At 64.9% G+C, this 25,542-nt stretch carries 23 protein-coding genes; 10 read left to right on the top strand and 13 right to left on the bottom strand.

Going from position 1 to position 25,542, the window contains the following annotated elements:
* Positions 1 to 73 precede the first annotated feature (73 nt).
* Complete coding sequence (guaA, locus tag ACN9MB_RS11760; protein ID WP_426268966.1) at positions 74 to 1,654, top strand: glutamine-hydrolyzing GMP synthase; 1,581 nt, start codon at positions 74 to 76, stop codon at positions 1,652 to 1,654.
* A gap of 72 nt (positions 1,655 to 1,726) precedes the next feature.
* Positions 1,727 to 2,080: a gamma-glutamylcyclotransferase family protein gene (locus ACN9MB_RS11755; protein ID WP_426268965.1), complete on the top strand. Its 354-nt coding sequence runs from the start codon at positions 1,727 to 1,729 to the stop codon at positions 2,078 to 2,080.
* 42 nt (positions 2,081 to 2,122) lie between these two features.
* Here the strand turns inward: ACN9MB_RS11755 and ACN9MB_RS11750 are convergent, their stop codons facing one another.
* Positions 2,123 to 3,055, bottom strand: a complete 933-nt coding sequence (locus ACN9MB_RS11750) for a LysR family transcriptional regulator (protein ID WP_426268964.1) — start codon at positions 3,053 to 3,055, stop codon at positions 2,123 to 2,125.
* A gap of 160 nt (positions 3,056 to 3,215) precedes the next feature.
* Between ACN9MB_RS11750 and ACN9MB_RS11745 the strand changes: the two genes are divergently transcribed.
* From ACN9MB_RS11745 to ACN9MB_RS11730, 4 genes are all read left to right on the top strand, one after another.
* Complete coding sequence (locus ACN9MB_RS11745; RefSeq protein WP_426268963.1) at positions 3,216 to 4,430, top strand: amidohydrolase family protein; 1,215 nt, start codon at positions 3,216 to 3,218, stop codon at positions 4,428 to 4,430.
* 112 nt (positions 4,431 to 4,542) lie between these two features.
* On the top strand, positions 4,543 to 5,910 hold the full coding sequence (locus ACN9MB_RS11740) for an MFS transporter (RefSeq protein ID WP_426268962.1): 1,368 nt from the start codon (positions 4,543 to 4,545) through the stop codon (positions 5,908 to 5,910).
* Positions 5,907 to 6,392 (top strand): GAF domain-containing protein, encoded by a 486-nt coding sequence (locus tag ACN9MB_RS11735; RefSeq protein WP_426268961.1) that lies wholly within the window; start codon positions 5,907 to 5,909, stop codon positions 6,390 to 6,392. The genes ACN9MB_RS11740 and ACN9MB_RS11735 overlap by 4 nt, the downstream gene beginning before the upstream one ends.
* 78 nt (positions 6,393 to 6,470) lie before the next feature.
* A complete protein-coding gene (locus tag ACN9MB_RS11730; RefSeq protein WP_426268960.1) occupies positions 6,471 to 7,601 on the top strand; it encodes a porin in 1,131 nt (376 codons plus the stop codon).
* A gap of 16 nt (positions 7,602 to 7,617) precedes the next feature.
* On the opposite strand, the gene ACN9MB_RS11725 is transcribed toward ACN9MB_RS11730, so the two are convergent.
* Positions 7,618 to 8,316, bottom strand: coding sequence for an SDR family NAD(P)-dependent oxidoreductase (locus ACN9MB_RS11725; RefSeq protein WP_426268959.1), 699 nt, complete (start codon positions 8,314 to 8,316; stop codon positions 7,618 to 7,620).
* A gap of 20 nt (positions 8,317 to 8,336) precedes the next feature.
* On the bottom strand, positions 8,337 to 9,200 hold the full coding sequence (locus ACN9MB_RS11720) for an NmrA family NAD(P)-binding protein (protein ID WP_426268958.1): 864 nt from the start codon (positions 9,198 to 9,200) through the stop codon (positions 8,337 to 8,339).
* Between the two features lie 117 nt (positions 9,201 to 9,317).
* On the opposite strand from ACN9MB_RS11720, the gene ACN9MB_RS11715 reads away from it, so the two are divergent.
* Positions 9,318 to 10,229 carry a LysR family transcriptional regulator gene (locus ACN9MB_RS11715; protein WP_204636635.1) on the top strand — a complete coding sequence of 304 codons (912 nt, stop codon included), beginning with the start codon at positions 9,318 to 9,320 and terminating at the stop codon, positions 10,227 to 10,229.
* Between the two features lie 52 nt (positions 10,230 to 10,281).
* Entirely contained in the window at positions 10,282 to 10,770 is a 489-nt protein-coding gene (gene tadA / locus ACN9MB_RS11710; protein WP_204636469.1) for a tRNA adenosine(34) deaminase TadA, read from the top strand.
* Positions 10,771 to 10,972: 202 nt separating this feature from the next.
* Here tadA and ACN9MB_RS11705 read toward each other — a convergent pair whose 3' ends face one another.
* From ACN9MB_RS11705 to ACN9MB_RS11690, 4 genes are all read right to left on the bottom strand, one after another.
* Entirely contained in the window at positions 10,973 to 11,899 is a 927-nt protein-coding gene (locus tag ACN9MB_RS11705; protein WP_204636470.1) for a CHAD domain-containing protein, read from the bottom strand.
* Positions 11,900 to 11,975: 76 nt separating this feature from the next.
* On the bottom strand, positions 11,976 to 12,809 hold the full coding sequence (locus ACN9MB_RS11700) for an NAD-dependent protein deacetylase (protein ID WP_426271910.1): 834 nt from the start codon (positions 12,807 to 12,809) through the stop codon (positions 11,976 to 11,978).
* A gap of 19 nt (positions 12,810 to 12,828) precedes the next feature.
* A complete protein-coding gene (locus ACN9MB_RS11695) occupies positions 12,829 to 13,545 on the bottom strand; it encodes an HAD family hydrolase (RefSeq protein WP_426268957.1) in 717 nt (238 codons plus the stop codon).
* Positions 13,546 to 13,679: 134 nt separating this feature from the next.
* Complete coding sequence (locus ACN9MB_RS11690; protein WP_204636472.1) at positions 13,680 to 14,429, bottom strand: SDR family oxidoreductase; 750 nt, start codon at positions 14,427 to 14,429, stop codon at positions 13,680 to 13,682.
* 329 nt (positions 14,430 to 14,758) lie between these two features.
* Between ACN9MB_RS11690 and ACN9MB_RS11685 the strand changes: the two genes are divergently transcribed.
* Entirely contained in the window at positions 14,759 to 15,604 is an 846-nt protein-coding gene (locus tag ACN9MB_RS11685; protein WP_204636473.1) for a hypothetical protein, read from the top strand.
* 31 nt (positions 15,605 to 15,635) lie between these two features.
* Here ACN9MB_RS11685 and ACN9MB_RS11680 read toward each other — a convergent pair whose 3' ends face one another.
* Entirely contained in the window at positions 15,636 to 17,405 is a 1,770-nt protein-coding gene (locus tag ACN9MB_RS11680; protein ID WP_426268956.1) for an amidohydrolase, read from the bottom strand.
* Positions 17,406 to 17,604: 199 nt separating this feature from the next.
* On the opposite strand from ACN9MB_RS11680, the gene ACN9MB_RS11675 reads away from it, so the two are divergent.
* On the top strand, positions 17,605 to 18,843 hold the full coding sequence (locus tag ACN9MB_RS11675; protein ID WP_426268954.1) for an OprO/OprP family phosphate-selective porin: 1,239 nt from the start codon (positions 17,605 to 17,607) through the stop codon (positions 18,841 to 18,843).
* 216 nt (positions 18,844 to 19,059) lie between these two features.
* Here ACN9MB_RS11675 and ACN9MB_RS11670 read toward each other — a convergent pair whose 3' ends face one another.
* The 5 genes from ACN9MB_RS11670 to ACN9MB_RS11650 form a co-directional block, all read right to left on the bottom strand.
* Complete coding sequence (locus ACN9MB_RS11670) at positions 19,060 to 20,493, bottom strand: amidohydrolase family protein (RefSeq protein ID WP_426268953.1); 1,434 nt, start codon at positions 20,491 to 20,493, stop codon at positions 19,060 to 19,062.
* 54 nt (positions 20,494 to 20,547) lie between these two features.
* On the bottom strand, positions 20,548 to 21,840 hold the full coding sequence (locus ACN9MB_RS11665) for a thiolase family protein (protein WP_426268952.1): 1,293 nt from the start codon (positions 21,838 to 21,840) through the stop codon (positions 20,548 to 20,550).
* Positions 21,841 to 21,868: 28 nt separating this feature from the next.
* Positions 21,869 to 22,354, bottom strand: a complete 486-nt coding sequence (gene msrB / locus ACN9MB_RS11660; protein WP_338030997.1) for a peptide-methionine (R)-S-oxide reductase MsrB — start codon at positions 22,352 to 22,354, stop codon at positions 21,869 to 21,871.
* Between the two features lie 75 nt (positions 22,355 to 22,429).
* Entirely contained in the window at positions 22,430 to 22,819 is a 390-nt protein-coding gene (locus ACN9MB_RS11655; RefSeq protein ID WP_204636479.1) for a TraR/DksA family transcriptional regulator, read from the bottom strand.
* Between the two features lie 107 nt (positions 22,820 to 22,926).
* Complete coding sequence (locus ACN9MB_RS11650) at positions 22,927 to 25,368, bottom strand: TonB-dependent receptor plug domain-containing protein (protein ID WP_426268951.1); 2,442 nt, start codon at positions 25,366 to 25,368, stop codon at positions 22,927 to 22,929.
* Between the last annotated feature and the right edge of the window lie 174 nt (positions 25,369 to 25,542).

Genomic DNA, 25,542 nt, shown 5'->3' with positions numbered 1-25,542 from the left:
CCACGCGCGTCGCCTTCGCATTCACTGAATCAAGCGCGGGCAGGGCAAGCCTGCAGCGCACCGGAGCCGGACCGTGACCGACATCCATAGCGACAAAATCCTCATCCTCGATTTCGGCGCGCAGTACACGCAGCTGATCGCCCGCCGCGTGCGCGAGATCGGCGTCTACTGCGAAATCTGGGCGTGGGATCACGACCCGGCCGAGATCGCCGCGTTCGGCGCCAAGGGCATCATCCTGTCCGGCGGTCCCGAGTCGACCACCTTGCCGGATGCGCCCAAGGCGCCGCAGGAAGTGTTCGATTCCCAACTGCCGATCCTGGGCATCTGCTACGGCATGCAGACCCTGGCCGCGCAGCTGGGTGGCGCTACCGAAGCCGCCGACGCGCGCGAATTCGGCCATGCCGAAGTCGACATCGCGACGACCAGCCGCCTGTTCGCGGGCCTGAGCGACCACGACAGCGCCCATCGCCTGGACGTCTGGATGAGCCATGGCGACCACGTGTCCCAGGCGCCGCCGGGCTTCGTGATCACCGGCACCACCGACCGCATTCCGGTCGCCGTGATGGAAAACGAGGACAAGCGCTGGTACGGCGTGCAGTTCCATCCGGAAGTGACGCACACCAAGCAGGGCACCGCGCTGCTTAAGCGGTTCGTCACGGAAATCTGTGGCTGCCAGACGCTGTGGACCGCCGCGCACATCATCGAAGACCAGATCGCCCGCGTGCGCGAGCAGGTTGGCAACGATCACGTACTGCTTGGTCTTTCCGGCGGCGTGGATTCGTCCGTGGTGGCCGCGCTGCTGCACCGGGCCATCGGCGACCAGCTGACCTGCGTGTTCGTCGATACGGGCCTGCTGCGCTTCCAGGAAGGCGACCAGGTGATGGCCACCATGGCCGAGCACATGGGCGTGAAGGTGATCCGCGTCAATGCCGCCGAGCGCTACTTCAAGGCGCTGGAAGGCGAGGCCGATCCGGAAGCCAAGCGCAAGATCATCGGCCGCCTGTTCGTGGAAATCTTCGACGAGGAATCGGCCAAGGTCACCAACGCCGGCCACGGCCAGGTGAAGTGGCTGGCCCAGGGCACCATCTATCCGGACGTGATCGAGTCCGCCGGCAGCAAGACCGGCAAGGCGCACGTGATCAAGAGCCACCACAACGTGGGCGGCCTGCCGGAGCACATGAAACTCAAGCTGGTCGAGCCGCTGCGCGAGCTGTTCAAGGACGAGGTGCGCCGCATCGGCGTGGAACTCGGCCTGCCGCGCGCCATGGTCTACCGCCATCCGTTCCCTGGCCCTGGCCTGGGCGTGCGCATCCTGGGCGAAGTGAAGCCCGAATACGCCGAGCTGCTGGCCCGCGCCGACGCCATCTTCATCGAAGAGCTGCGCGCCTGGGATCTGTACGACAAGACCAGCCAGGCCTTCGCCGTGTTCCTGCCGGTGAAGTCGGTGGGCGTGGTGGGCGATGCCCGAGCCTACGAATGGGTGATTGCCCTGCGTGCGGTCGAGACGATCGACTTCATGACGGCGCATTGGGCGCACCTGCCGTACGACTTCCTTGGCAAGGTTTCAAATCGTATTATCAATGAGTTACGCGGTGTTTCTCGTGTCGTTTATGACATCAGTGGCAAGCCGCCCGCAACCATTGAGTGGGAGTGAGTTCCGGACTTCGGGGTGACGGCGACTTTCTCAGGAAGTCGCCGTAATTCGTTGATATCAAAGGGACGTTGGATGATGGTGGACGAGGCCCGCGACGAGCTGTTGTTCTCCTACGGCACCCTGCAGCTCGAGCGCGTGCAGCTGGCCTCGTTCGGACGCGTGCTCGAGGGCGACGATGACGCCATGCCGGGCTACCATCGCACGCTGATCGAGATCACCGATCCCGAGGTGCTGCGCCAGAGCGGCGAGCAATTCCATCCCATCGTCGCGCCCGGCGACAACCCGTCGGACGAAGTCGCCGGCAAGGTGTTCCGCATCACTGCGGCTGAGCTGGCCGCGGCCGATCGCTACGAGGTCGCCGACTACCAGCGGGTCGCCGTGCGGCTGAAGTCGGGCAAGCAGGCCTGGGTCTACATCCAGGCCTGAGCGCACTCGCCAGGTGTCGCGGTTTTCGCCCCTAGGAGCGGATTACCCCGACGCGCTCAACGCATTGAACGCCTCCATGTGCTGAACGATATGGCGCTGCAGTCGCTGCGCGGCGGCGGGCAGCGCCCGACCGCGCCGGGCCACCAGTTGGGCCTGTACCTCGGTGAGCAAGGGGTGGGCCACGGGAATCGCTTTCAGGGTTCCGCGCTGGAGATCGTCGTAGACGGCAAAGGCGGGAAGGAGGGTCGCACCCATGCCGCAGCGGGCGAAACCGGTCAGGCAGATCAGGTGATCCGATTCCATTGCCAGCTTGAGACGTCGATGCGCGGCGGCTTCGATCTGCTCGACGATCTTGCGTGTGCCGAAGCCGGCATGCGCCAGCGCAAACGGATGCTCGAACAGCGTTCCGACCTGCAACAAGGTGGCTTCGGCCATCGGATGCTGCGCGCATACGACCACGCACAACGGCTGCGGGTGGGACCGCACCTCTTTCAAGCGCCCCTGGTGCGAGTGAAAGCCGGGACCATAAATCAGGCCGAGGTGAACCTCATCCTGCTCGAGCCAGCCAAGGATGTCGTTGATGCTGCCCAGCTGCAGATGGATGGCGATGCCGGGATGCTGTGCATGGAACGGCTGCAGCACGTGTCGCATGAGGTCATCGGCAAAGCCCTGCACGGCGCCAATGCTTACTGTGCCGATCGACAAACCCGCCAGCGCATTCAAGCGCGACGCCAGCGATTCCTCCTGGGCCAGGTGGTTGCGGTAGTGCTCGATCAGCAAGCGGCCGGCTTCGGTCGGCTTGGCGCCACGGCGATTGGTTTCCATCACCGGCGTGCAAGTCACTTTCTCCAGCTCGGCGATCTGCCGGCTGACCACTGAAGGCGCGACGTCCAGGAAGTCTGCCGCTGCGCGCATGCTGCCCAGTCGCGCTGCTTCGAACAGGTACTTCAGTCGGCCCATCGACAGACCATTCATTCGCAATCCTTGGCGAAACATCGGGAAGACAGTGTTGCCTTGAAGGCAAAGACGTTGTCAGGGCGATGTCATTGTTCGCATAGCTGGCGCTCAACACAATCGATGCCACGGCCTACGAAGGGAATCGCCGATGACATCGTTGACGTTCCGCAACGCGAGCATGTTCGACAGCACTACCGGCGAGCTTCTAACCGGCATGTCTGTGCGCATCGAGGACGAGACCATCACCGCCGTCGTCCAGGGAGATTTGCCTGACAACGGGGGAGCCAGCATTGCGCTCGACGGTCTTACCCTGCTTCCAGGATTGATCGATGCACACGTGCATGTCACAGCGATCGTCGCTGACTTCTTCAAACTCTCATTGATGACGCAATCGCTGATTGCCGCCCACACCGAGACGGTGCTGGAGGCCATGCTTCGGCGTGGCTACACCACGGTGCGGGATGCAGGCGGGGCTGATTCGGGTCTGGTGCAGGCGATCGAACAAGGACATATCGTCGGGCCGCGGCTATTGATTGCGGGACAGGCCATCACGCAGACCGGCGGTCACGGTGACCCGCGTCCGCCACACTTTTCCCATGGCAGTTGCATCTGCTGCGGCTCGGCCGGCCTGCTCGGTTACGTCGCCGACGGCGTGCCCGAGGTTCGGCGCGCGGTACGGGAGCAGATCCGCAACGGCGCCCATCACATCAAGGTGATGGCCGGTGGCGGCATCTCGACGCCAAACGATCCACTCGACGGCCTGCAATTCTCCACTGAGGAACTGGGCGCAATCGTGGAGGAGGCGGACGCGGCCAGGACTTACGTGATGGCGCACGCGTATTCGCCGGAGGCGATCAGTCGGGCCGTGCGAGCGGGCGTGCGCTCGATCGAGCACGGCAACCTGCTCGACGAACAGACGGCCGAGTTGATGGCGCGATACGGCGTTTATCTGGTGCCCACGCTGGCCACTTACGCGGCGTTGGCCGAGCGCGGCAGCGCGCTGGGCTGGTCGCCCGCCATGCTGGAGAAGTGCGCCCAGGTGAAAGACCGCGGCCTCGAGGCGATACGCATCGCGCAGGCGGCCGGGGTGAAGATCGCGCTGGGCTCGGATCTGCTGGGCGACATGCACGATCTGCAGTGCGACGAACTCGTGCTGCGCCAACAGGTGATGTCGCCCGCGCAAGTCCTGCGCAGTGCGACTCATGTCAATGCAGAGCTGATAGGAGCGTCGGGGCGGTTGGGCGTCATCGCCAAGGGGGCGTGTGCCGATCTGCTGGTCATGGACGGTGACCCTCTGCGCGATCTGCGCGCTTTCCAACACGAACGCAATCTTCGGATGGTGCTCAAGGCAGGCAAGCCGGTGGTCGACCGACTCACTCGCCCCCCAGCCTGAAAGGTCCAAACACCGGACACGGCAACGCTGCGTGGCCATGGGGATGGCCGCGGTTCCCGTCCCATCGTCGTTCTCTTCAAACCGCGTCGCTCGCCGACGCAGGGGGGTTACTTTGTCATTCGTTTCGTCAAGAACGGAAAGCTGGCCGTACGCCCGCTACCACCGCCGCCTGTTCCTCATCGGTGGCCTGGGCTACGCATTCGATGCAATGGACACGGCTGTATTGGCCTTCATCCTGCCGGTGCTGCGCTCGCTATGGAGCTTGAGCAGCGCGCAGACCGGCGTGCTGGGCAGCGTGGCGTACATCGGTTTCTTCTTCGGTGCGCTTGGCGCGGGTTTGCTCGGCGACGTGTTCGGCCGGCGTCGCGTGATGATGTATGCGCTGGCCATCTATGCAGCAGCTTCGTTGGCCTCGGCGTGGTCGACGTCGTGGTCGATGTTCCTGGTCTTGCGCATCATCGCGGGCATCGGCACCGGGGCAGAGAGCGCCATCATCGCGCCGTACCTGGCGGAGTTCGTGGCCAAGCGCTATCGCGGCACCTTCGTTGGCGCGCTCACCGGTTTCTTCTCGTTCGGCTTCGTGGCCGCCGCGGCGCTCGGCTATTTCGTCGTCCGCTCATCCGCGGAAGGCTGGCGGGTCGTGCTCATCATCACCGCATTGCCGGTAGGCATGTTGCTGTGGTGGCGGCGCTCGCTCGATGAATCGCCGCGCTGGCTCGAAAGTCGCGGACGGCATGCAGAGGCGAGGGCGATCATCGCCAAGATCGAATCGACCTTCGACCAGCGTACGCCGTCATCCGACACGGCAGCGGAGGCGGCGGCAGCGAGCGGAAAGGATCTGGGACGACCGTCGTTGAAGGTCTTGTTGCAAGGCCTGTGGCACGGCAGGCAGGCGCGCGTCACGACGATGGCCTGGCTGATGTGGCTCTCGCTCACCTTCAGCTACTACCTGTTCTTTACCTGGATTCCCGGCCTGCTGATGCAGAAAGGGATGGGCATCACGCAGAGCTTCGGCTACTCGTTCATCATCTATCTGGCGCAGATTCCAGGCTATTTCTCGGCAGCACTGCTGAACGAAAAAATCGGGCGCAAAGGCACCATCGTGCTGTACATGACGATGGGTACGGCCTTCGCCCTGGCGATGGCTTTCGCCCACGATCATCAGGCGATCCTGCTGGCCGGCGCGTGTCTCTCGTTTGCGATGAATGGCGCCTATGCCGGCGTCTACGCTTACACGGCGGAAATCTTTCCCACTGCGATCCGTGCGATCGGTGCGGGCAGTTCGTCGGCAGTGGGGCGCATCGGTGCCATCAGTGCTCCGTTGCTGGTGGGACTGCTGTATCCGGTGCTCGGCTTCGGTGGCGTGTTCGCCATGACCACGGTGGTGCTGGCGGCAGGTGTGTGCGCGGTGATCCTGCTCGGGCCGCAGACCACGGGCTTGTCGCTGGAGGCCATCGCGGCAGAGGAGGGCAGCCCATGAGGGATCATCTGCCCCACGAACTGGTCCTGATCGAACGGGCCTGCTTCCAGGCGAAAGGCACGCACGACGTATTCCATGCCGTGGACTCGGCGTTGCAACGCATGGTCGGACACCGGTTGCTGACGATTCTCGTCTACGACGATGCCATGACCCTTGCCACGCGGCTCTATTCCAGCGATCCGGCGACCTATCCCGAGGGAGCGCTCGATCCCGTCGCATCGTCGGCCTGGGCCGAGCAGGTATTGCATCTGGGCCTGCCGTTTGTCGGCCATAGCGAGGAGGAGCTTGCCTCGGCCTTCGCCTATCACCAGCGGCTGGCTTCTCTGGGCCTGGGCAGCGTCGTGAACATGCCGGTCCGTTGGCGCGGCAGGGTGCTCGGCAGCTTGAACATGCTCGATGCGCCAGGGCGCTACGCCCATCTCGAGATCGATCTCGTTCGAATCCTTGCCCACCTGGTCGTGCCGGCGTTGCTGGCCCGCTGAACCATCGCGTGGCTTCCCACGCATCGCTCGAAAGACCTCGCTTCAATCGTCTGTTCAATACACAGGGGTGGATTGGCCATGAAAAGATTTGTCGCTGCAGCCGCGTTGACGATGGCGCTGACGTGCCACGCCGAAAATGCCGTTCTCTATGGAGCACTGGACGACGGCCTCACTTACACCACCAACCAATCGGGCCACAGCCAGGTCAAGCTCACCAATGGCGGTCTCGGCAGCAGCAAGTTCGGGCTGCTGGTCGATTTCAAGCTGGACAACGGCTATCGCGTGATCGGCCATCTGGAAGGCGGCTTCGACATCAACACCGGCAAGCTCGCCAATGGCGGACGCGTGTTCGGGCGCCAGGCCTTTGCGGGAGTGGAATCGCCCTACGGCGTGGTAACGCTGGGGCGGCAGTACGATCTGGTGCTCGATTCGCTTATCGGTTTGTCGGGCGCCGGACGATTCGGTGGCGTGGCGGCGAGCCATGCGTCAGACCAGGACAACATGTGGGGAAGCTATTCGCTCACGGGTGTGATCAAGTACAACTCGCCGGTATTCGCCGGCTTCAAGTTTGCGGCACTGTACGGTCCCGCGGGCGGGGCGAGCGAGTCCACGGTGGGCAGCAAGCACTCGGTCAGCGTCAGCTATGCGAACGAGGCCCTGAGTTCGAGCGCGTTCTACTCCTATATCGGCAAGCCGGCGACGTCGCTATACGATGCGGGGGCGAGCCCCGTTGCGGGAGCAAGCTTCGTCAATCCGATCGCCAGCCCGATATTCCGCGGCTATGTTTCGGCGAAGGCGCTGGTGGAGACGGGTGCAGGCGTCAACTACCGCCGGGGCCAGGCACTGGTCGGGTTCACCTATACGTCGACCCGCTTCGAGGATGTGGTTCGCACGTCGTCGACACCGTTCTCGGGCACCGCCACGTTCAACAACTACGAGCTGCTCGCCACCTACAAGCTGACATCCGCGTGGTTGCTGGGCGCTTCGTACGATTACACCAAGGGCCAGACCGCGACCTATCAGCAATGGAATGCGGGCGCATGGTGCACCCTCTCCAAACAGGTCCTGCTTTATGCGCTGCTGTACCGTCAGCAGGCCACTGGCGTGGATTCGACGGGCCAGTTGGCGGTGGCGGCACTGCCCTATATGGGACCGTCGTCGACGGGTGAGCAGGCGGCCGCAAGAGTGGGTATGCGGATGACGTTCTAGTCGCTGGTGGCGATCTTCACCACGGCACGGTTTCGCCCTGGTAGTCGAGGTACTGCAGGCCGCGGCGGCCGGCCTGCGAGGCCACCACGTCCACCACGCGCGGGATGCTGTCGCCGACCTCGAGTGGCGCGCCTGCGCCACCCATGTCCGTGCGCACCCAGCCGGGCGCGATCAGCAGCAGCGTGCGTGGACTCGCGCTGTGGCGGGCCGCGTAGCTGCGCATCAGGGTGTTGAGCGCGGCCTTGCTGGCCCGATAGCCCTCCCAGCCGCCGTCGGTGTTGTCGCTGACGCTGCCCAGTTCCGACGACATGGCCACGATGGTGCCGCGTGGTGCCACCAGCGCGTCGAACGCCTCGATGATGCGGATGGGGCTGAGTGCGTTGGTCACCATCATGCGGGTGAAGGCGTCGGTATCGATCTCGGTCATCGACTTGTCCGGGTCGATGGCGACGCCGGCATTGACGAACAGCACGTCGAGCGTGCGGCCATCCAGTCGTTGACGCAGGGCGGCCACGTCGCTCGGTATATCGATGTCGAGTGGTTCGATCTCGAGCCGGCCGCCGGCCGCTGCCTTGAGGTCGTGCAGCTTGGTGCGTGCCGATCCGCGCACGGTGGCGATGACGTGCCAACCGCGCTCGAGATATTCGGCGGCCAGGGCGAGACCGAGCCCACGCGAGGCGCCGACGATGAATGCGGTCTGCGGCTTCGTTGTCATAAGTGCCTCGCCATGGGGCGTCAGGAAGAACGTTCGACCACGCGGCGCAACACGCTGTCCAGCGTGGTGGCGGCCTTGAGCGAACCGGACGGGCCGTGCTCGAAATCGATCCAGCCTTCGTTGAAGCCGTCAAGCATACGCATGCGTGGTTCGGGATGCTGCATACCCTGCGTGAGGAACAGCGGTTTCCAGGTGTCGCGTGGCACCGGTTCGGTGCGCACAGGGTGGCCAAGAACGGCAGCGAAACCGTTGGCGATGTCGATCGCCGAGTAGCGCTGCGGTCCTTCCAGTTCGATCACGCGCGTACCTTGCCACTGATCCTGCAGCGTCGCCACGATGGTGCGGGCGATATCGGCGGTCGCAACCATGGGAATCGGATGGTCCAGCGGCTGCAGGAAGCTGGGAATCACGCCCGTGCGGGCTGCGGCGACATCCCATGAGGCATTTTCCATGAACCATGCCGCCCGCACGAAGCCGGTGGGAACGGGCAGGTTGCGCAGGGCGGACTCGACCAGGCGGGAGTTGTTCAACAGCGAGAACTCTTCCACATGGGCGCCCACCGTGGACAGGAACACCAGTTTGCCCGGTCGCGCCGCTTCGACAGCGCGACTGACGGCAGCGATCACCTTCTGCACGGCGGGAAAGCCCGGCGCTGGATCGTAGTCGGGCGGAATCATCAGGAACACGCCCTCGGTGCCTTCGAAGGCAGTGGCCAGCGCATCCGCATCGTCGCTGCCGGCAATGGCGATCCCGCAGCCGCGCTCGATCCACGGCCCAGCCTTGGCCTCGTCGCGCAGCACCGCGCGCACGCGCTGGCCCGCAGCCAGCAACCCGTTTGCCACCTGGCCGCCTACCTGGCCCGTCACACCCATCACGGCATACATGTTCGGAAATCCTCGTGTTGGCGGCCATGCCGCGCTTGGGCGAGGATTCTGGGCGCCGGCCACTCATTTCGCGATAACATCAATGACAATGGATAAGTGACAAAAGAGCACGAATCGATGGCCTTCGACGAGCGCATCCTCAATGGCATGAGCGTGTTCACCGCCGTAGTGGACGGCGGCAGCTTCGCCGCGGCTGGCGAGATGCTGGACATGTCGCCGCCCGGCGTCAGTCGCGCCATCGCGCGGCTGGAGGCGCGGCTGGGCATCCGGTTGTTCGATCGCACCACGCGATCGGTGCGCCTGACCGACGAAGGGCGCCGCTTGCATGCGCAAGTGATGCCCTTGCTGGCGGGGCTGGAGGAGGCTGCGGCAGGTGCGGCGGAGGGGGCCACGAGGGTGCGTGGGCGCTTGCGTGTCCACCTGGATCCCCTGTTCTCGCGCCTGGTACTGGCGCCCCGCATCAGCGAATTCATGGATGCCCATCCGCAGTTGCAGGTGGAACTGGCCACGCGCGATCAACTGGGCGACATCGTGGCGGACGGCTTCGATCTGGCCGTGCGCTTTGGCGAGCCGCCCGATTCCAGCCTGGTGGCACGCAAGCTGCTGGAGACACGCATTGTGACCGTGGCCTCGCCGGCGTACCTGCGCCGGCATGGTCGACCCGAGCATCCGCAGGAACTGGAAGGCGACCGGCACGTCTGCATCGAGTTCCGCGATCCGGCGACCGGGCACACCTTTCCGTGGGAGTTCCATCGCAAACGCAAGCGAGTGACCGTCAGGACGTCCGGCCGGCTGGTGGTCAACGACGGGGGCACCATGCACAGCGCCTGCGTGGCCGGTTATGGGATTGCCCAGGTGATGGCGGTGGCGACCGCGCCGTTGCTGGCCAGCGGCAAGCTGGTGGAGCTGTTTCCCGACTGGCCGGACGAGCGCTTTCCGCTCTATGCGCTGTATCCCTCGCGCCATCATCCGTCGGCCAAGGTGCGAGCCTTTCTCGATTTTGTCGTGGCGCTCACGACGGCGGTCTAGCCGGCCTCACAGACGATAGAATGGCCAGCCCCGCTACCTGCTTGCCGATCTGATGACCGACGATTTCTCCGCCACGCCGCCGTCGTTCTCCGCTGAAGACGAGGGCTACATGCGCCGCGCGCTGCAGCTTGCCATGCATGCACGCGATGCGGAGAACGAAGTGCCGGTCGGCGCCGTGCTGGTGCAGGACGGGGAGATCATCGGGCTGGGCTGGAACCGCAACATCACGCTCAACGATCCGAGCGCGCATGCGGAAATCATGGCGCTGCGTGCTGCGGGCGAGAAGCTCTCCAACTACCGCATGCCGGGGGCGACGTTGTACGTCACGCTGGAGCCGTGCGCGATGTGCTCGATGGCCCTGGTGCACGCCCGCATTGGGCGTGTGGTGTATGGGGCCACCGATCCCAAGACCGGCGCGGCCGGGAGCGTGTTCGATACGCTGGTTTCAGATCGCCATAACCATCGGGTGACGGTCGAAGGCGGTTTGTTGGCCGATGAGGCATCGAGCATGCTGCGCGAGTTTTTCCGCGCCCGGCGCTGAAATCTCGCAGGCAATGTAGATACCTCACCGTCATTCCGGCGCAGGCCGGAATCCAGTAGCGAGCGCATTGGGTTGTCGCTGCAGGCCGACGGCATAAGCGCTTCGCGAAAATCTCGCACCGACGCCACTGGATTCCGGCCTGCGCCGGAATGACGGTGAGGGAAATCGAGGTTGGTCCGGAATGTCGTGCGCTTGCTGCGAATCAATGCGCAGCCTTGCGCCAGAAGACATTCAACTTTTCCAGCTTCTTCAGCGCTTGCATGGCTTCTTCCGACGCGTGATAGGCGGTGCGCTTGCCCCAGCCGCGAAACGGCTTGAGCAGGGTCTGCGTATCTTCCGCGACCAGGAAATCACGGATCAGCGTGCGACCTATCATGCGGTCGTGTGCAACGCCGAGGTGGCCCTGCAGGTCGGCGAGCTGTTTCATCCAGGCCGACGTGGCCTGCTTGGGAAACGCATGCTGATACAGCTCGATGCTGTAGCGCAGCTTCTTGGTGGCGCTGCGCAGGCGATGCAGTCGTTTCTGTCCGCCGTCGAGTTTGGCCGCGCGCTTCTTGAGCGTGCTCCAGCGTTGTTGGATCGCGGCGGCGGCCAACTTGCGGATGTGGTTGTCCGTCGGCGGCTCGACCGTTTGCACCCAGTGACGCCATGACTGCAACGACGCCGCGAGGTTGTGCTTCTTGAGTTCGACGACGGCCCGCTTGTGCGCTTCCTGCTGCCGTTCGGACAGCGCCTTGTGGGCGGCACCGACGCCGGCAGGCATGGCGCTTTCCTTGTCCAGGAAGGCGGGCAGGGTTTCTTGCGCCAGGATGTCCAGATCGCGCGATTGCCCGGTGGCCTCGCGGCACGACTTCAGATACGCAAGCACGTCACCCAGATCGTCATCGGACAGCGTGGCAAGGTCGTTCAGCGTGGCCGTCACGCGGCGCAGGTTGACCCGCCATGCATGCAGCAGCTTGGCGTCGTAGGGTTGTTCAAGCAGGCGCTTGCGCGCATCGAATGCCTTGGCGAAATAGCCGTCCAGCGTCGTGCAGATGCGCTCGAATTCCGATGGCTTCCTCGGCGCGTCCTTGCTGTGGACGGAAGAAGCGCGCGACGACGCGGCGCGATGTTGAAGCCTGGCATTCATGCAGTGATTCCAGACAACGGGGACGTCTACTCTGCATCAAATGGTGACAATGCGCGAGGGGCGACTCGCCGCGCCTTCATGACACGAAGGACAAGGCCTCGGCGCAGGATTGTTCGATCTTGAGACTGAGCAGCGGATCGGCGCGGGTCTTGCCCAGGTTCACCGCCGCGATCGGTTTGCCTTCGCGCGCCGCGGCGGCGGCGAACCGATAGCCCGAGAACACCATCAGCGACGAGCCGACGACCAGCATGGCGTCCGCCTCATTCAGCGAGGTGACGGCGGCGTCAACACGATGACGGGGCACGTTCTCGCCGAAGAACACCACGTCGGGCTTGAGGATGCCGCCGCAGGCCGGGCAAGGTGGCACATCGAAGCGCGAGAAGTCGCGGCCTTCCAGATCGGCGTCGCCATCCGGGGCGTCGCCTGCGTCGAGCAGGGCCCATGAGGGATTGCGTTCCACCAGCGCCTGCTGGAACGCGTTGCGCGGCAGGCGCGCGTCGCAGCCCATGCAGCGCACTTCATCCAGCCGCCCATGCAGGTCGATCACGTTGCGATGCCCCGCCGCCTGGTGCAGTCCATCGACGTTCTGGGTGAGCAAGGTGGCGATGCGGCCCTGCTGTTCGAGCCGGGCCAGCGCGCGATGGGTGGCATTGGGTTGTGCGCGGCCGAAGCGGCGCCAACCCACCAGGCTGCGCGCCCAGTAACGCTGGCGCGTGACCTTTTCGCCCATGAAGGCTTGGTACGTCACCGGTTGCGGGCGTTTCCAGCCGCCATTGGTGTCGCGGTAATCGGGAATGCCCGAGTCGGTGCTGCAGCCGGCGCCGGTCAACACGAACAGGCGTGGATGCGCTTCCACGAACTCACGCAGCCGTGCACGATCCCGCTCGACCTCGGCTGCCGTCGTGCCGATCGATGCGTCGATGGTCAACTCAGGCGACTGCACGAGCCTGCAACTCCTCGATGGCGGTGGCGATGCCGGCGGGATTTTCCACCTGCACCACGCGCGAGCTGTGATCGACGAAATCGGTCTCGGTCTCGTGGGCCCAGGTGACGTGATAGGGCATGTAGACGCCCCAGCCGCCCATTTCCACCACCGGCGCGATGTCCGAGCGCAGCGAATTGCCGACCATGGCGAAGCCCGCGGGCGAGAGCTGGAATTCGTCCAGCACGGTGCGGTAGGCGCGCTCGTCTTTCTCCGACACGATCTCGATGCGATGGAACAGATCGGCCAGGCCGCTGCTGGCGACCTTCTGTTCCTGGTGGAACAGGTCGCCCTTGGTGATCAGCACCACGCGATGGTGCTGGGCCACCGCTTCCACGGCGGCGCGGATGCCGGGCAACAGGTCCACCGGATGTGCCAGCACCTGTTTGCCCAGTTCGATGATGCGATGGAGGTCGGTGGCGCTGATGCGTTGGCCGGTGATGTCGATGGCCGATTCGAGCATCGACAGCGTCATGCCTTTGGCGCCATAGCCGAACAGCTTGATATTGCGCCGCTCGGTAGCCAGCAGCCGGTCGTGCACGCGCACATCGGCGAGATCGATGTATTCGCCGATGATGCGTTCGAATTCAGCATGCGCCGACTGGTAATAGCCCTCGCTGTGCCACAGCGTGTCGTCGCCGTCGAAACCTACCAACTCGATCACTTGTTCACCCGTCTGCCGTACTGGCCGTGCCAGCTAGATGGGGGCATTTTCCCAGAAAACAGCGGGTATCGAGAGTGGGACGAACTGCGCCAAAGCGGCCGGCAGGCGCCGGCCGCTCCAGTCATGCGCGGTACTTACAGCTGGCTCATGCCGCCGTCGGTGATGATTTCGGTGCCGACGATGAAGGCCGATTCCGGCGCGGTGAGATGCAGCACGGTCGAGGCGATTTCGGCGGCCGTGCCGAAGCGACCCAGCGGCACCTGCGACTGGATCTGTGCCGCCGTGGCTTCCAGGCTGGCTTGGTCCAGGCCGAGCTTGCCGTAGAGCGGCGTTTCCACCGGGCCGGGGCTCACCACGTTCACGCGCGCGCCGCGCGGCAGCAGCTCGGCCGAGAGCGTCTTGGCCAGCGAAATCACCGCGGCCTTGCTGGCGGCGTAGGCCGATGAGGTCGGCATGCCGATATGGGCGTTGATCGAGCCGTTGATGACGATGGAGGCACCCTTGTTGAGCAGCGGCAGCAGGGCCTGGATCTGGAAGTAGGGGCCCTTCACGTTGACGTTGAAGGTCTGGTCCCACAGCGCCTCGTCGATGGCCTCGAACGGGGCGAGCTTGGCGACGCCGGCATTGAGGAAGATGCCGTCCAGACGGAGCCCCTTGGCGCCCAGCGCGCTGGCCAGCTCCTTGGCGCCGGCGACGCTGCTGGCGTCGTTGCGAATGGCGATGGCCTGCGGGCCGATGGCGGCGCGCGCCTTTTCCAGGGCCGCTTCATCGCGGCCGGTGATGACGACGCGGGCGCCTTCGGCGGCGAAGGCCTGGGCAGTGGCCAGGCCGATGCCGCTGTTGCCGCCGGTGACGAGGATGGTCTTGTCGGTGAAACGGTTCATGGCGTGCTTCCTTGGGTGGTGTGTGGTCGATGGAGTGATGGTGCGCGCCAGCGTCGGCGTTGCCGTGCCATGTTTTCGATGAACACGTTCGATCGCATCGAACGTTCCTGGGAAGTCCCTTGTTCGCGCCATGCCCACGTATGTGCACAAGAGATATGCCGCGCGCCAACGCGCGATGCAAACGATGTACGCGTGCTGTCAAAACATTGCACACGCGATGGCGACATAGATGACCGTGCACTTTCCCTTTTGCGCCACGGTCACATTCCTGGGACCGTCTGTCGACATTTGCCTCCTTAGGGTTCGCACACCGCCCAGGGAGACCATCGATGAAACAACAACAAAAGAAAACGCGTCTTTGCACTCGTCTTGCACTCGTGACCCTCACCGCGCTCGGCAGCGCCCCCGCCTTTGCCGATCCTTCCCCCGCACTCGACCGTGTCAGCATCTGGCTGGGTGCGTTCTATTCCGATACGCAGACCCAGATCGGCGCCACCGGCCGCAGCGGCCTCATCGACGGCTACAGCGGCCACTTCAGTCTGGAGGACGACCTGGGTTTCCGGGAGCATAAGGCAGTGCCGCGTGCACGCCTGGATTTCCTGATCGGCGACCACCAGGGCTTTTCGTTCGATTTCTTCGGCATCGACCGCTCGCACGGCCGCTCGATCAGTCGCGACATCAGTTACGACGGCAACGACTTCCCCGCTTCCGCCCGTGTGGACGGCAAACTGAACTTCAACTTCGGCAGCGCGGCCTATCGCTGGTGGTTTGGGACCGGCAGCGACGTGTTCGGCCTCGGCATCGGTGCGGCGTACTACGGCGTGAAGGCCCGCGTCGAAGGGCAGGTCGACATCGACGGCTTCGGCGGCAGCGCCGTGGCCAGCACCCACGAAACGGCCTGGGCGCCGGTGTTGCAGCTCGGTTGGCGGCACGCGTTCTCGCACAACTTCCGCATCTACGCCGATGCGTACGGCGTGAAGAAGAACGGCGGCAATCTCGCTGGCCATATCTACAACGCAGCGCTCGGCCTGGAATGGTTCCCCATCGAGAACCTGGGCGTAGGCGCCGAATACAGCTACACGCGCATTCGCCTCGACCAGAACCATCCGTCCTACCAGGCGAACCTGGACATGAAGTTGCAGGGCCCCTCGTTGTTCGCCCGCTTGCGCTTCTAGAAACGTCACAGGCGACGTGGCGGCTGCGCTTTCATCGTTGAGCGCGGCCGCCATCGCGTGCGCTTGACGCGATAGCGCTGGCTTGTTGCGCGTGGTGGGCATTTCGCCAGCAACCGCCACCGTGATTGACGGGCGACCATTCCGGCAACGGTCTGGGCTGGGCGAGATCGAAAGCGCGGAAATCCCCATCCGCGTAGACCACGCGCCCGTCCATCACGGTGAGCTCGGACTCGATCTGGCGGATGTCCTCGTCGGGCACGCTGAAGTAGTCCTGCGAGAGGATGGCGAAATCGGCGCACTGGCCGATGTCGAGCTGGCCCTTGCTGCCTTGCTCGCCGGAGAACCAGGTGTTGTCCCGCGTGTGCAGCGCGAGCGCTTGCGCGCGGTCCAGCCGGTGCTCGGGCGGATAGAGCGTGGTGCCGCCCAGCGTGCGGCCGGTGGTGAGCCAGTAAAGCGTCGTCCAGGGATCCATGCTGGCTGCAGTGGCACCGCCCGAACCGACGCCCACGTGCAGGCCGGCATCGAGCATGCGGCGGATGGGGGGCGTATGCGCGGCAACGTCCGCGCCGTGGCGTTCGAGAAAATATTCGCCCTGGTAGGCCATGCGCGGTTGCACGTTGACGCCGCCGCCCAGGCGCGCCACCCGCTCGATGTTCCGCGCGCTGATCGTTTCGGCGCCGTCGAAGAACCAGGGCAGGGCGCGCAAACCCATCGCCGCATCGACATGTTCGAAGGCATCTAGCGCCATGTCGATGGTGTCGTCGTACACGGCGTGCATGCGCCAGGGCCATCCGCGCGCCACCAGCCGGCTCACGATGTCTTCCAGTTCGACGGCCGTCTGGGCGGTGAACGCCGGCGGCGGCTGGCGGAAGTTGTCGTAATCCATGGCGGCATGCACCAGCACCTCGCCCGCGCCGTTGAAGCGGAACAGTTCGTCGCCGTCGCCGTAGTGATTGATGGTGGACCAGTGCAGGAAGTCGCCGGTTTCCCCGCCCGGTGTTTGCGCGGCCAGGTGATAGGCCATCCGCACGGTGAGCAAATGATGATGGGCCAGTTCTTCGACCGCCTTGTAATCGTCCGGATAGCGCAGATGCGCAGCGCCGGCATCGATCACGCTGGTGATGCCCAGCCGATTCAGTTCGCGCATGGCCTGGCGCAGGCTGTTGACCTGGTATTCGTGCGGCAGCACCGGCGCATGGGCCAGCGTTTGATGGAACAGCTCCGGCGTGGGCGTGGCAATTAGCGAACCCATCGGCACGCCTTGATCGTCCCACTCGATATGGCCGCCCGGCGGATCGGGCGTCTGCCCGTCGTAGCCGCAAGCGGCCATGGCGGCCGCGTTGAGCAAGGCGCGATCCTGCAGGTGCTGCAGGTAGACCGGCGTGGAGGGCGCCACCCGGTTCAATTCCTCCACCGTCGGCAGTCGTTGCTCGGCGAACTGGTGTTCGCAGAAACCGCCCACCACGCGTATCCATTGTGGCGATGGCGTGCGCTGCACCTGGTCGGCCAGTAGTCGCAGCGCCTCGTTCAAGCTGGGCACGCTGTCCCAGCGAAGCTCCTGGTTGTAGTCCAGGCCGGTGGCGATCAGATGCTGGTTCGCATCGATCAGCCCGGGAATGATGCGGCGCCTGCCCGCGTCGATGACCATCGTGGCGGGGCCGGCGAGCGATCGTATCTGGCCGTTGGTGCCCACCGCGGCGATGCGCCGCCCGTTCACGGCCAGCGCCTGCACCTCGGGCCGCTGCGCGACGCCAGTGTGGATCTTCGCGTTGTGCACGATCAGCGTCGGGTACATGGCCATGGCCAACCAGCAACGGTGATCAGGTTGCGGGGGCGGGCGTCTATGCCACGTCAAGCAGCGAGGTCATTCCGTGCGCGTTGCGAACGGGTAGATTGGCCAGGCGACATGCGGCTGCCGGGCCATGTGCATATGCACAAAAGTCATTTCCGGCACCAGCGGCGATTGGACAGCATGTTTTCACTCGTTGGGAGGCGAGACCATGAACCGAGCCACGTCCGCAAGCACGGTGATCACACCGCGTCGCGCATTCACCGCGATGGTGCTTGCCTGCGCGTGGCCGCTGTGCGGTCTCGCCGATACCTATGACGTCTACAGCAACTGGCCCACCCATGTGTCTGCATCCGACGGCACCGACTTTGGCCTGGCCGTGCTCTATCAGTACGACGTCAACCAGTTCTCCAACGATGCCGGCAAGTTCGAGGACGCCAATACCAACCGGCGCCGTTATTTCGGGTTCTATCTGCGCAAGCCAGGCGTGTACGACGCCATCGCGCAGTACGACTTCCAGGCCAACCAGTGGGCCGATGCGTTCGTGCGTTTTCGCAGCGGCGGCGTGATCGGCGAGGACGTGGGCAACTTCCGCTTCGGCTATTCGAAGACCCCGGTGGGTTTCGAAGGCGTCACCAGTTCGTCCGCCACCACCTTCATCGAAACCGCGTTGCCCACGCAGGCGATCTGGGAAGGGCGCCGGGCAGGCGTTGACTGGGCATTCGTGCGGCCGCATTTCATCGTCAACATCGGCGACTATTTCTGGCGCAAGGATTTCGACGGCAACAACCCGGGACGCACCTGGGCCGGACGCGCGGCGTGGATGCCGCGGAACAAGCCTGGCGACGTGCTGCATCTTGGCCTGTCCGCGTCGCGGGAGAAACTTGATTGGGCCGACGACGGTTCGGTGCCGCCGGCCGCGCGTCTGCGCGCGCGCCCGGAAGCCGGGCTCTCGCCGGTGCGCCTGGTGGATACGGGCAATCTTCCCTACAGCAAGAGCGTGCAACGCCAGGGCTTCGAAGCGCTGTGGATACGCGGGCCATGGTCGCTGCAGGGCGAGTACCTGCAGGCGCAGGTGGATCGCACCAACGGCAAGCCCAACGTGGACGTGAACGGCTTCTACGTGTTCACCACCTGGACGCTTACTGGCGAGTCGCGTTTCTACAGCGACGGCAACGTGGCCGACCGCCGCTACAACGGCCGCGACCTGCAGGCCGTGCGCCCCACGCATGCCTGGGGCGCGGTGGAACTGGCGCTACGCTACAGCGAGCTGGACCTCAACGACGGCGCCATCACCGGCGGCAAGGAACACGACTGGACATTGGGTGCCAACTGGTACATCGGCGAGCATGTGAAGTTCCAGACCAACTACGTATGGGCTTTCAGTGATCGCGGCAATCTGCAGGTGAACCCGCACATCTTCGAAGTGCGGGCGCAGCTTTATTTCTAAGAGCCTGTTCGACACTCGCGCAAACACCCCAGGTCGTCATTCCGGCGCAGGCCGGAATCCAGTAGCGTTTGCGTACGGTCTTCGCCATGAGCCGACGCGGGCTGTCTCGTGGTAATGATGCCTACCGAGGCGACTGGATTCCGGCCTGCGCCGGAATGACGGCGTGGGGACCGCGACTTGTCGTTGGCGCCCGGAGAGGGCGCCGATGTCACGACTTCAGCGCAGTCCCACGGTATCCCGCGTCGCCTCGAAGATCTTCTGCGTGTCGTAGCCCACGCCGTTCTTGAACACGTACGGCATCTGTTCGATGTCGGCGGTGCGCTTGGCCGGATCTCCGTCGATCACCACCAGGTCGGCGCGCTTGCCCACGGCCAGCGTGCCGACGTCGGCATCGCGGCCCAGATACTTCGCGCCGTTGGAGGTAGCCACCTTGACTGCCTGCTCGAAGCCGAAGCCGGCTTCCACCAGCAGTTCCACTTCGCGCTTGGACGAGTAGCCCGGCACCACGCCGCCGTAACCGGTGGGATCGGTGCCGGCGAGCAGCAGGCCGCCGGCATCGGCGTATTGCTTTTCCATGCGGGCGAGCTTGAGGTAGGTCTCCGTCGTCATTCTCGCCTTGCTGTCCTGCACCTTGTTCCAGGTCGCTTCGTATTGCGCGCGCACTTCGGGCAGCATCAGGTCGAGCGCGCCCTGCGGCGCCTTGGGCCGGTTCGGCACGAAGGTTTCGAACACGGTGAGCGTCGAGGTGAGCGCCACTTTGTGGTTGATCATGTCGCGCATCAGCAGTTTCACGTCGGCCGATTTCGGATCGACGGCGGCCAGCGAATCGTTGACGCCGGGACTCTTGGGGCACACGTCCGGCTGCTTGTCCTTGACGAAATCGCTGGAGACGAAGAAGCCGTGCTCCAGGTTGTCGATGCCCATGTCGACCGCTTCGCGATAGGTCACCGAACACAGATGCGCGGTGACCTTGGTCTTGCGCTCATGCGCGGTATCGATCACGCGCTTCAGCTCGTCGCGGGTGATCTGCATATAGGCCTTGTACGAGGTGACGCCTTCGTCGGCCCAGTAGTTGACCGTGCGCTCGGCGTCGTCCGGGCCGCCCAGCACGTGCACGGCGGGAATGGGCAGGCCGGGACCGTTGAGATACGGGCCGGTCACGTCCATGTCGGGGCCGATCACGGTGCCCTTGGCGATGGCGTCGCGCACGTTGATGTCGGCGTACGGCATCATCGAACCGGCAGTGCGCAGCGTGGTGGTGCCGCCGGCGAGGTACAGGCGGGGGAAGCTGTAGCTCATCTCGTTGTATTCGACGCCGCCGGCCGGATAGAACATGTGCTCGTGCACCATCACGAAGCCGGGCATCAGGGTCTTGCCCTTCGCGTCGATGACCTTCGCATCCGCAGGCACCTTCACCTTGCTGCTCTTGCCCAGCGCCACGATGCGGCCCTTGTCGATCACCAGCGTCTGGTCGCGTGCGGCCTTGGCGCCGGTACCGTCGATCACGGTGGCGTGGGTGAAGGCGATCAGCGGTTGATCGTAGGCGACGAAATCCTTATCGGTGGCCGGCTTGCTGTCGGCCGCCCAGGCACCGGCGGTGGACAGCAAGCCCGCAAGGGCGACGGTAAAAAGCGAACGCGGCAAGACCATGGTGTTCCCCCTGTCAAAGTGGGGAGCATCGTAGCAAGCCGCGTTGGCGTTGGATCAACCCGCCTCGAGCAGCGCCACCGTGCCCTGGCCGCCGTCGGCGCAGATGCTGATGATGGCGAGCGTACCCGCCGGCTGCGCGGCCAGCTCCTTCACGGCCTGGCTGAGGATGCGTGCGCCGGTGGCGCCGAACGGATGGCCAAGGGCGAGGCTGCCGCCGTTCGGGTTCACCCGATCGCGCGGGAAGGGACCGAAGTCGCGGTCGACGCCGGCCTTGCGGGTGAGGAACTCGCGGCTTTCCAGCGCGGCGATATGGAACAGCACCTGCGCCGCGAATGCCTCGTGGATTTCCCACAGGCCGATGTCGTCGTAGCGCAGGTTGTGTCGCGCGAGCAGCTTGGGAATGGCGAACGCGGGCGCCATCAGCAGGCCTTCCACGCGGAAGTCCACGGCGGCGATTTCCCAGTCCACCAGCTTGACGCGCGGCACATGGGCGGGTATCCGGTCGAGGCCTTTCTCGCTCGATACCCACAGGCCGGCAGCGCCGTCCGTGAGCGGCGACGAATTGCCCGCGGTCAGCGTGCCTTGCCCGGTGGTGCGGTCGAACGCGGGCGAGAGCTTGGCGAGTTTTTCCAGCGTGGTATCGGCGCGCGGGATGCTGTCGCGGCGGAAGTCGCCGATGGGGATCACCAGGTCGTCGAAGAAGCCGCTGTTCCAGCCCGCCACCGCGTGCTGGTGGCTGTCCAGTGCCCAGGCGTCCTCGTCCTCGCGGCGCACGTGCCAGTCCTTGGCGGTGATCTCGGTGTGTTCGCCCATGCTCAGGCCCGAGGTGCGGTTGACGATGCCGGGAATGTACAGCCGCACGTCGCCGGCTTTCAGCGTGAGCGCGTGCGACACCTTCTCACCGACCGAGCGCGCTTTCTGGAACTGGCGGATCCAGTCGGAGAGGCTTTGCGGAAGACCCAGCTGGACCCGGCTCAGACTGTCCACGCCGCCGACCAGGGCCAGCTGCAGGCTATCGTTGTCGAGCATGCCGGCCGCTTCGATCATGCCGATCATGCTGGTCGAGCAGGCCATGATGGTGGAGAAGGCGGGAATGGTGGCCGGTGCGCCGGCATCCATGAGCACTTCGCGGGCGATGTTGCTCCAGGTGAGGTTCGGCACCACCGCGCCCCAGGCGGCGAAGTCCGGCCGCTTGCCCTCGGGCAGGCTGGCCAGCATGTGCTGCACCACCGGCACCGACAGCGCGATGGCGTCCTGCGAGGCCAATGCACCGTCGACCTTGGAGAACGGCGTGCGTACACCGGAGGCCAGCCAAACGGGTTGGCTATAACGTGACTTCAGAGGCATGGGCGTGTCCTGACGGCGAGGTGGGAGATCAGGCGAACAGGTTCCAGACCGCGCCTTCCGGCGCGCCACGATCCAGCTTGTCCGGCAGCGGGTCGGTGGACGCGACGAACTGGAGCGACACGGAATTGATGCAGTAGCGCTGGTGCGTCGGCGGCGGACCGTCGTCGAACACGTGGCCCTGATGGCTGCCGCAGCGGACGCAGCGGATCTCGGTGCGCACCATGCCGTAGCTGCTGTCCCGCACGTAGGCCAGGTGCTTCTCGTCGAACGGGGTGGTGAAGCTGGGCCAGCCGGTGCGGCTGTCGAACTTGTTGCCGGCGAGGAACAGCGGCAGCCCGCACAGGCGGCAGCAATACACGCCCGCGCGTTTCTCGGACAGCAGCACGCCGCAGAACGGCGACTCGGTACCGTGATCGAGCAGCACCTGGCGCTCGTCGGCGGTCAGGCCGGCCGCGAGCGTATCGAACTGCAAAGGCGTGGGAGGGGACAGGTCGAAGGTGGGACGATTGCTCACTGCTTGCTCTCCTCGGCGAACCATCTCAAGAGCGGAGGCCCGGGTCCCCACAAGATCGGGGCGCGGGCGCACGGCTCAAGGGGTTTGCCGTCCGCGTTCGCGTGCTTCCTCCTCCTGCACGGTCAGCACGGCCTCGGGACTGGCTTCCAGTCGCGCCTTGGGAATGGGGTCGCCGCTTTCGTCCGACAGGCCGTAGCTGCCCTCGTCGATCTTCTGCAGGGCCCGTTCGATGTCGGCTACGCGGTGTTCGTCCACGTCGTGCTGCGCCTGGCGCACTTCCTCCTGGGCCAGGTCCTGGGCGGAATCCTCGAATTCCTCCGCTTCGTCGCCGTGTTCTTCGGTGAAGGCGCGCTTGCGCGCATTGACGTTCAACTCGCCCCCGAGCACCTGCTTGCGCAAGTCCTCCAGGCGCTTGCGTTGCTGCGCGATGAACTCGGGACTGAGGTGCGACTGCTCGGCGGCCATGGTGGCGATTCCCTGGATGGATCAGCGCCTAGCTATCGCACAGGAATCGTTGGTGGACGGTGAAAAAGACCCGCGTCGGTCCGTGAGCCCGGACCGGCGCGGCGTGCTTACCAGCGATAGGCCACCTTGCCGTAGACATAGGCGCCGTTGAAGCCGAACGGCGAGAACACCGAATAGGGCATGGTGCCGTTGTTGTCGTTGGCGTGGATGACCTTGTCGGGATAGGTGTTGAGCACGTTGTCGCCGCCGACGGTGAAGGTCCAGCGGTCGAGGTTGTAGTTCACCGCCAGATCCAGGATCCACTTGGCGCCGAAGGTCTGGTCCAGCGTGGCCGTGGTGGAGTTGTACGAGACGAAGCTGCCGTAGCGCGTCAGCGTGCCGTTGAAGCTCCAGCGGCTGAGGTTGTACACCTCGTTGAGGATCAGCTTGCTGCGCGGCGTGGTATCGGCCAGCAGGCCGTACTGGTCGCGGCGGTCGATGCGCTTCAGGTTCACCCCGAGCTGGTCGAGCACGGCCGGGTTGGCCTTGATGTCGGTGACCTTGTTCTTGTTGTAGTTGTAGCTCAGCGTGCTCTGCAGCGAGCCGGCCGAGCCGAAGTCGCTGAGATAACTGGCCACCAGGTCCACGCCGCGCGTGCGCGTGTCCACCGCATTGGTGAAATAGGCGATGCCGCTGTAGTTGAGATTGGCCACGCCATTGGCCGCCAGGTACGCCTGCACCGCGGGCGAGGTGGTGGCCAGGTTGCTGGACAGGGTGATGCGGTTGTCGATGGTGATCTGGTAGACGTCCAGGCTCAGGTTCAACGCATCGAGCGGATTCCACACCGCGCCCAGCGTGTAGTTGCGCGACTTCTCCGGCTCCAGCGGCTGCGCGCCCAGCAGGGTGCCGATGGCGCTGTTCACCGGCACCAGGCCGGTGTTGTAGATGCCCGGCGGCAGCTGCAGCGAATTGCCCGCGCCGTAGTACAGCGACGAGGTGTACGAGTAGTGCTGCTGCGCCAGCGACGGTGCGCGGAAGCCGGTGGAGGCGCTGCCGCGCAGGGCGAAGCGGTCGGTGAAGTCGAAGCGGCCGGCCAGCGCGCCCGAAGTGGTGTTGCCGAAGTCGCTGTAATCCTCATGGCGCAACGACGCCGAAGCGCCGAAGCGATCGGTCAGGTTCGATTCCAGGCTCACGTATTCGGCCACGTCGTGGCGGCTGTACGAGCCCGCATCGGTGGGCTGGTAACCGCCGAAGCCCTGCGCACCGCCGGAGACGCCCGAGGTGCCGGTGTACCAGGAGGTCAGGTCGCCGGCGTCGATCTGGTAGGTCTGCCGCAGGTATTCCGCGCCGAAGGCCAGGGTCACCGGGTTGGGCAGGAAGCTGGTCGAAAGTTCCTTGGCGATATCCACGTCGAACGACTGTTGCGCGGCATTGAGGATGCCGTCGTGGAACTCGGTGGGGCTATAGCCGAAGTCGTGCAGGAAGGCGCGGTTCACGCTGTCCTCGGTGGCATACGACACGCGGTTGCCGCCGTAGTTGCCGCTCACGTCCCAGCGCCAGCCGCCTTCGGTCTTGCCGCGGATGCCGAGCACCAGCGAACGGTCGGTGGAGTCGGCGTGTTCCAGCGGCAGGTAGCCGTTCGGATACAGCGACGGCACCGAGTTGCTGCTGACATTGCTGCGGAAGAATGCGGGCGAGGTGGTGTTGCGTTCGCTGTAATGGCCGAAGGCGTAGAGCTGCACGTTCGGCGTGAGATCGAACTGCGAATTCAGGAACAGGTTGTGATCCTGCACCGCCGGATCGCCATAGCGCTGGGTGGTGCCCTGCGCCGGAAGCGTGCGGTTGGGTTCGGCGCGGTTGGTGTAATCCTGGTTGCCGTCCTGCAGGGTGAAGCGGATCCAGCCCTTGTCGCTAAGCGGAATGCCGAAGTTGGCCGAACCCTGCCACTGGCGTCCGTCGCCCGCGGAATACTGGCCCCCGGTGAGGTCGACTTCGCCGCCTTGCGCGCCTTTCTTCAGCACGACGTTGATCACGCCGGCGATCGCATCGGAACCGTATTGGGCGGACGCACCATCGCGCAGCACTTCGATATGGTCCACCGCGCCGAGCGGAATGGTGTTGAGATCCACCGCCTGCGAACCGCGGCCGAGCACGCCGTTGGTGAGCAGGATCGCGCCGGGATGCCAGCGCTTGCCGTCCACCAGCACCAACACCTGGTCCGGCGACAGGCCGCGCAATTGCGCGGGGCGCTGCGAGTCGGCGGTGTCGGCGGCGGAGGGGCGCGGGAAGGTGAGCGACGGAATGATGCGCGCGAGTGCGGTGGTGAGTTCGGTGGTGCCGGTTTGCTTGAGCGTCTGCGCGGAGACCACGTCGATCGGCGTGAGCGAGCTGCTTTCGGTGCGGTTGTCGGCACGCGTGCCGGTGACGATCACGGTGCCGAGTTTCTTGGCGTTGTCGGCGGAGGGCGGGGGCGGGGTGGCGTCCTGTGCGGAGGCCTGGGAGAGGATCGAAAGAAGAGCAACGGCAAGGAGGCTTGGCGCGGCCTTGAGGCCGACGGAATTCTTATTCATTAGTGTGGGTTCCCCAGTCTAAAAAAATGCAGTGACGCAGTGCAGCAATCGCAGGCTAGCGGCGTTGGTCAGCGCGAGTCAACAGCGGTATAGACGTCCAAACATGTCCAATGAAATTTGGTTGTCAGCTCATAACATGACGGCATGAGCATGCCTTCCCGATGCCGGGTCGTC

Origin of the sequence: Dyella kyungheensis (genome assembly GCF_049913195.1) — a bacterium.
Taxonomy (GTDB): Bacteria; Pseudomonadota; Gammaproteobacteria; order Xanthomonadales; family Rhodanobacteraceae; genus Dyella; species Dyella kyungheensis.
Note: the sequence above shows the minus strand (reverse complement) of the source record. Positions and strands in the feature narration are given on the sequence as shown.

What these genes read in the sequence shown, in the direction of transcription:
- ACN9MB_RS11715 (WP_204636635.1), top strand. Translation starts at nt 9,318, where the DNA reads ATGGCCTTCGACGAGCGCATCCTCAATGGCATGAGCGTGTTCACCGCC.
- ACN9MB_RS11690 (WP_204636472.1), bottom strand. Translation starts at nt 14,429, where the DNA reads ATGAACCGTTTCACCGACAAGACCATCCTCGTCACCGGCGGCAACAGC.
- ACN9MB_RS11755 (WP_426268965.1), top strand. Translation starts at nt 1,727, where the DNA reads ATGATGGTGGACGAGGCCCGCGACGAGCTGTTGTTCTCCTACGGCACC.
- ACN9MB_RS11675 (WP_426268954.1), top strand. Translation starts at nt 17,605, where the DNA reads ATGAACCGAGCCACGTCCGCAAGCACGGTGATCACACCGCGTCGCGCA.
- ACN9MB_RS11730 (WP_426268960.1), top strand. Translation starts at nt 6,471, where the DNA reads ATGAAAAGATTTGTCGCTGCAGCCGCGTTGACGATGGCGCTGACGTGC.
- ACN9MB_RS11745 (WP_426268963.1), top strand. Translation starts at nt 3,216, where the DNA reads ATGTTCGACAGCACTACCGGCGAGCTTCTAACCGGCATGTCTGTGCGC.
- ACN9MB_RS11750 (WP_426268964.1), bottom strand. Translation starts at nt 3,055, where the DNA reads ATGAATGGTCTGTCGATGGGCCGACTGAAGTACCTGTTCGAAGCAGCG.
- ACN9MB_RS11720 (WP_426268958.1), bottom strand. Translation starts at nt 9,200, where the DNA reads ATGTATGCCGTGATGGGTGTGACGGGCCAGGTAGGCGGCCAGGTGGCA.
- ACN9MB_RS11655 (WP_204636479.1), bottom strand. Translation starts at nt 22,819, where the DNA reads ATGGCCGCCGAGCAGTCGCACCTCAGTCCCGAGTTCATCGCGCAGCAA.
- ACN9MB_RS11665 (WP_426268952.1), bottom strand. Translation starts at nt 21,840, where the DNA reads ATGCCTCTGAAGTCACGTTATAGCCAACCCGTTTGGCTGGCCTCCGGT.
- ACN9MB_RS11680 (WP_426268956.1), bottom strand. Translation starts at nt 17,405, where the DNA reads ATGGCCATGTACCCGACGCTGATCGTGCACAACGCGAAGATCCACACT.
- tadA (WP_204636469.1), top strand. Translation starts at nt 10,282, where the DNA reads ATGACCGACGATTTCTCCGCCACGCCGCCGTCGTTCTCCGCTGAAGAC.
- ACN9MB_RS11705 (WP_204636470.1), bottom strand. Translation starts at nt 11,899, where the DNA reads ATGAATGCCAGGCTTCAACATCGCGCCGCGTCGTCGCGCGCTTCTTCC.
- ACN9MB_RS11735 (WP_426268961.1), top strand. Translation starts at nt 5,907, where the DNA reads ATGAGGGATCATCTGCCCCACGAACTGGTCCTGATCGAACGGGCCTGC.
- ACN9MB_RS11650 (WP_426268951.1), bottom strand. Translation starts at nt 25,368, where the DNA reads ATGAATAAGAATTCCGTCGGCCTCAAGGCCGCGCCAAGCCTCCTTGCC.
- ACN9MB_RS11670 (WP_426268953.1), bottom strand. Translation starts at nt 20,493, where the DNA reads ATGGTCTTGCCGCGTTCGCTTTTTACCGTCGCCCTTGCGGGCTTGCTG.
- ACN9MB_RS11685 (WP_204636473.1), top strand. Translation starts at nt 14,759, where the DNA reads ATGAAACAACAACAAAAGAAAACGCGTCTTTGCACTCGTCTTGCACTC.
- ACN9MB_RS11725 (WP_426268959.1), bottom strand. Translation starts at nt 8,316, where the DNA reads ATGACAACGAAGCCGCAGACCGCATTCATCGTCGGCGCCTCGCGTGGG.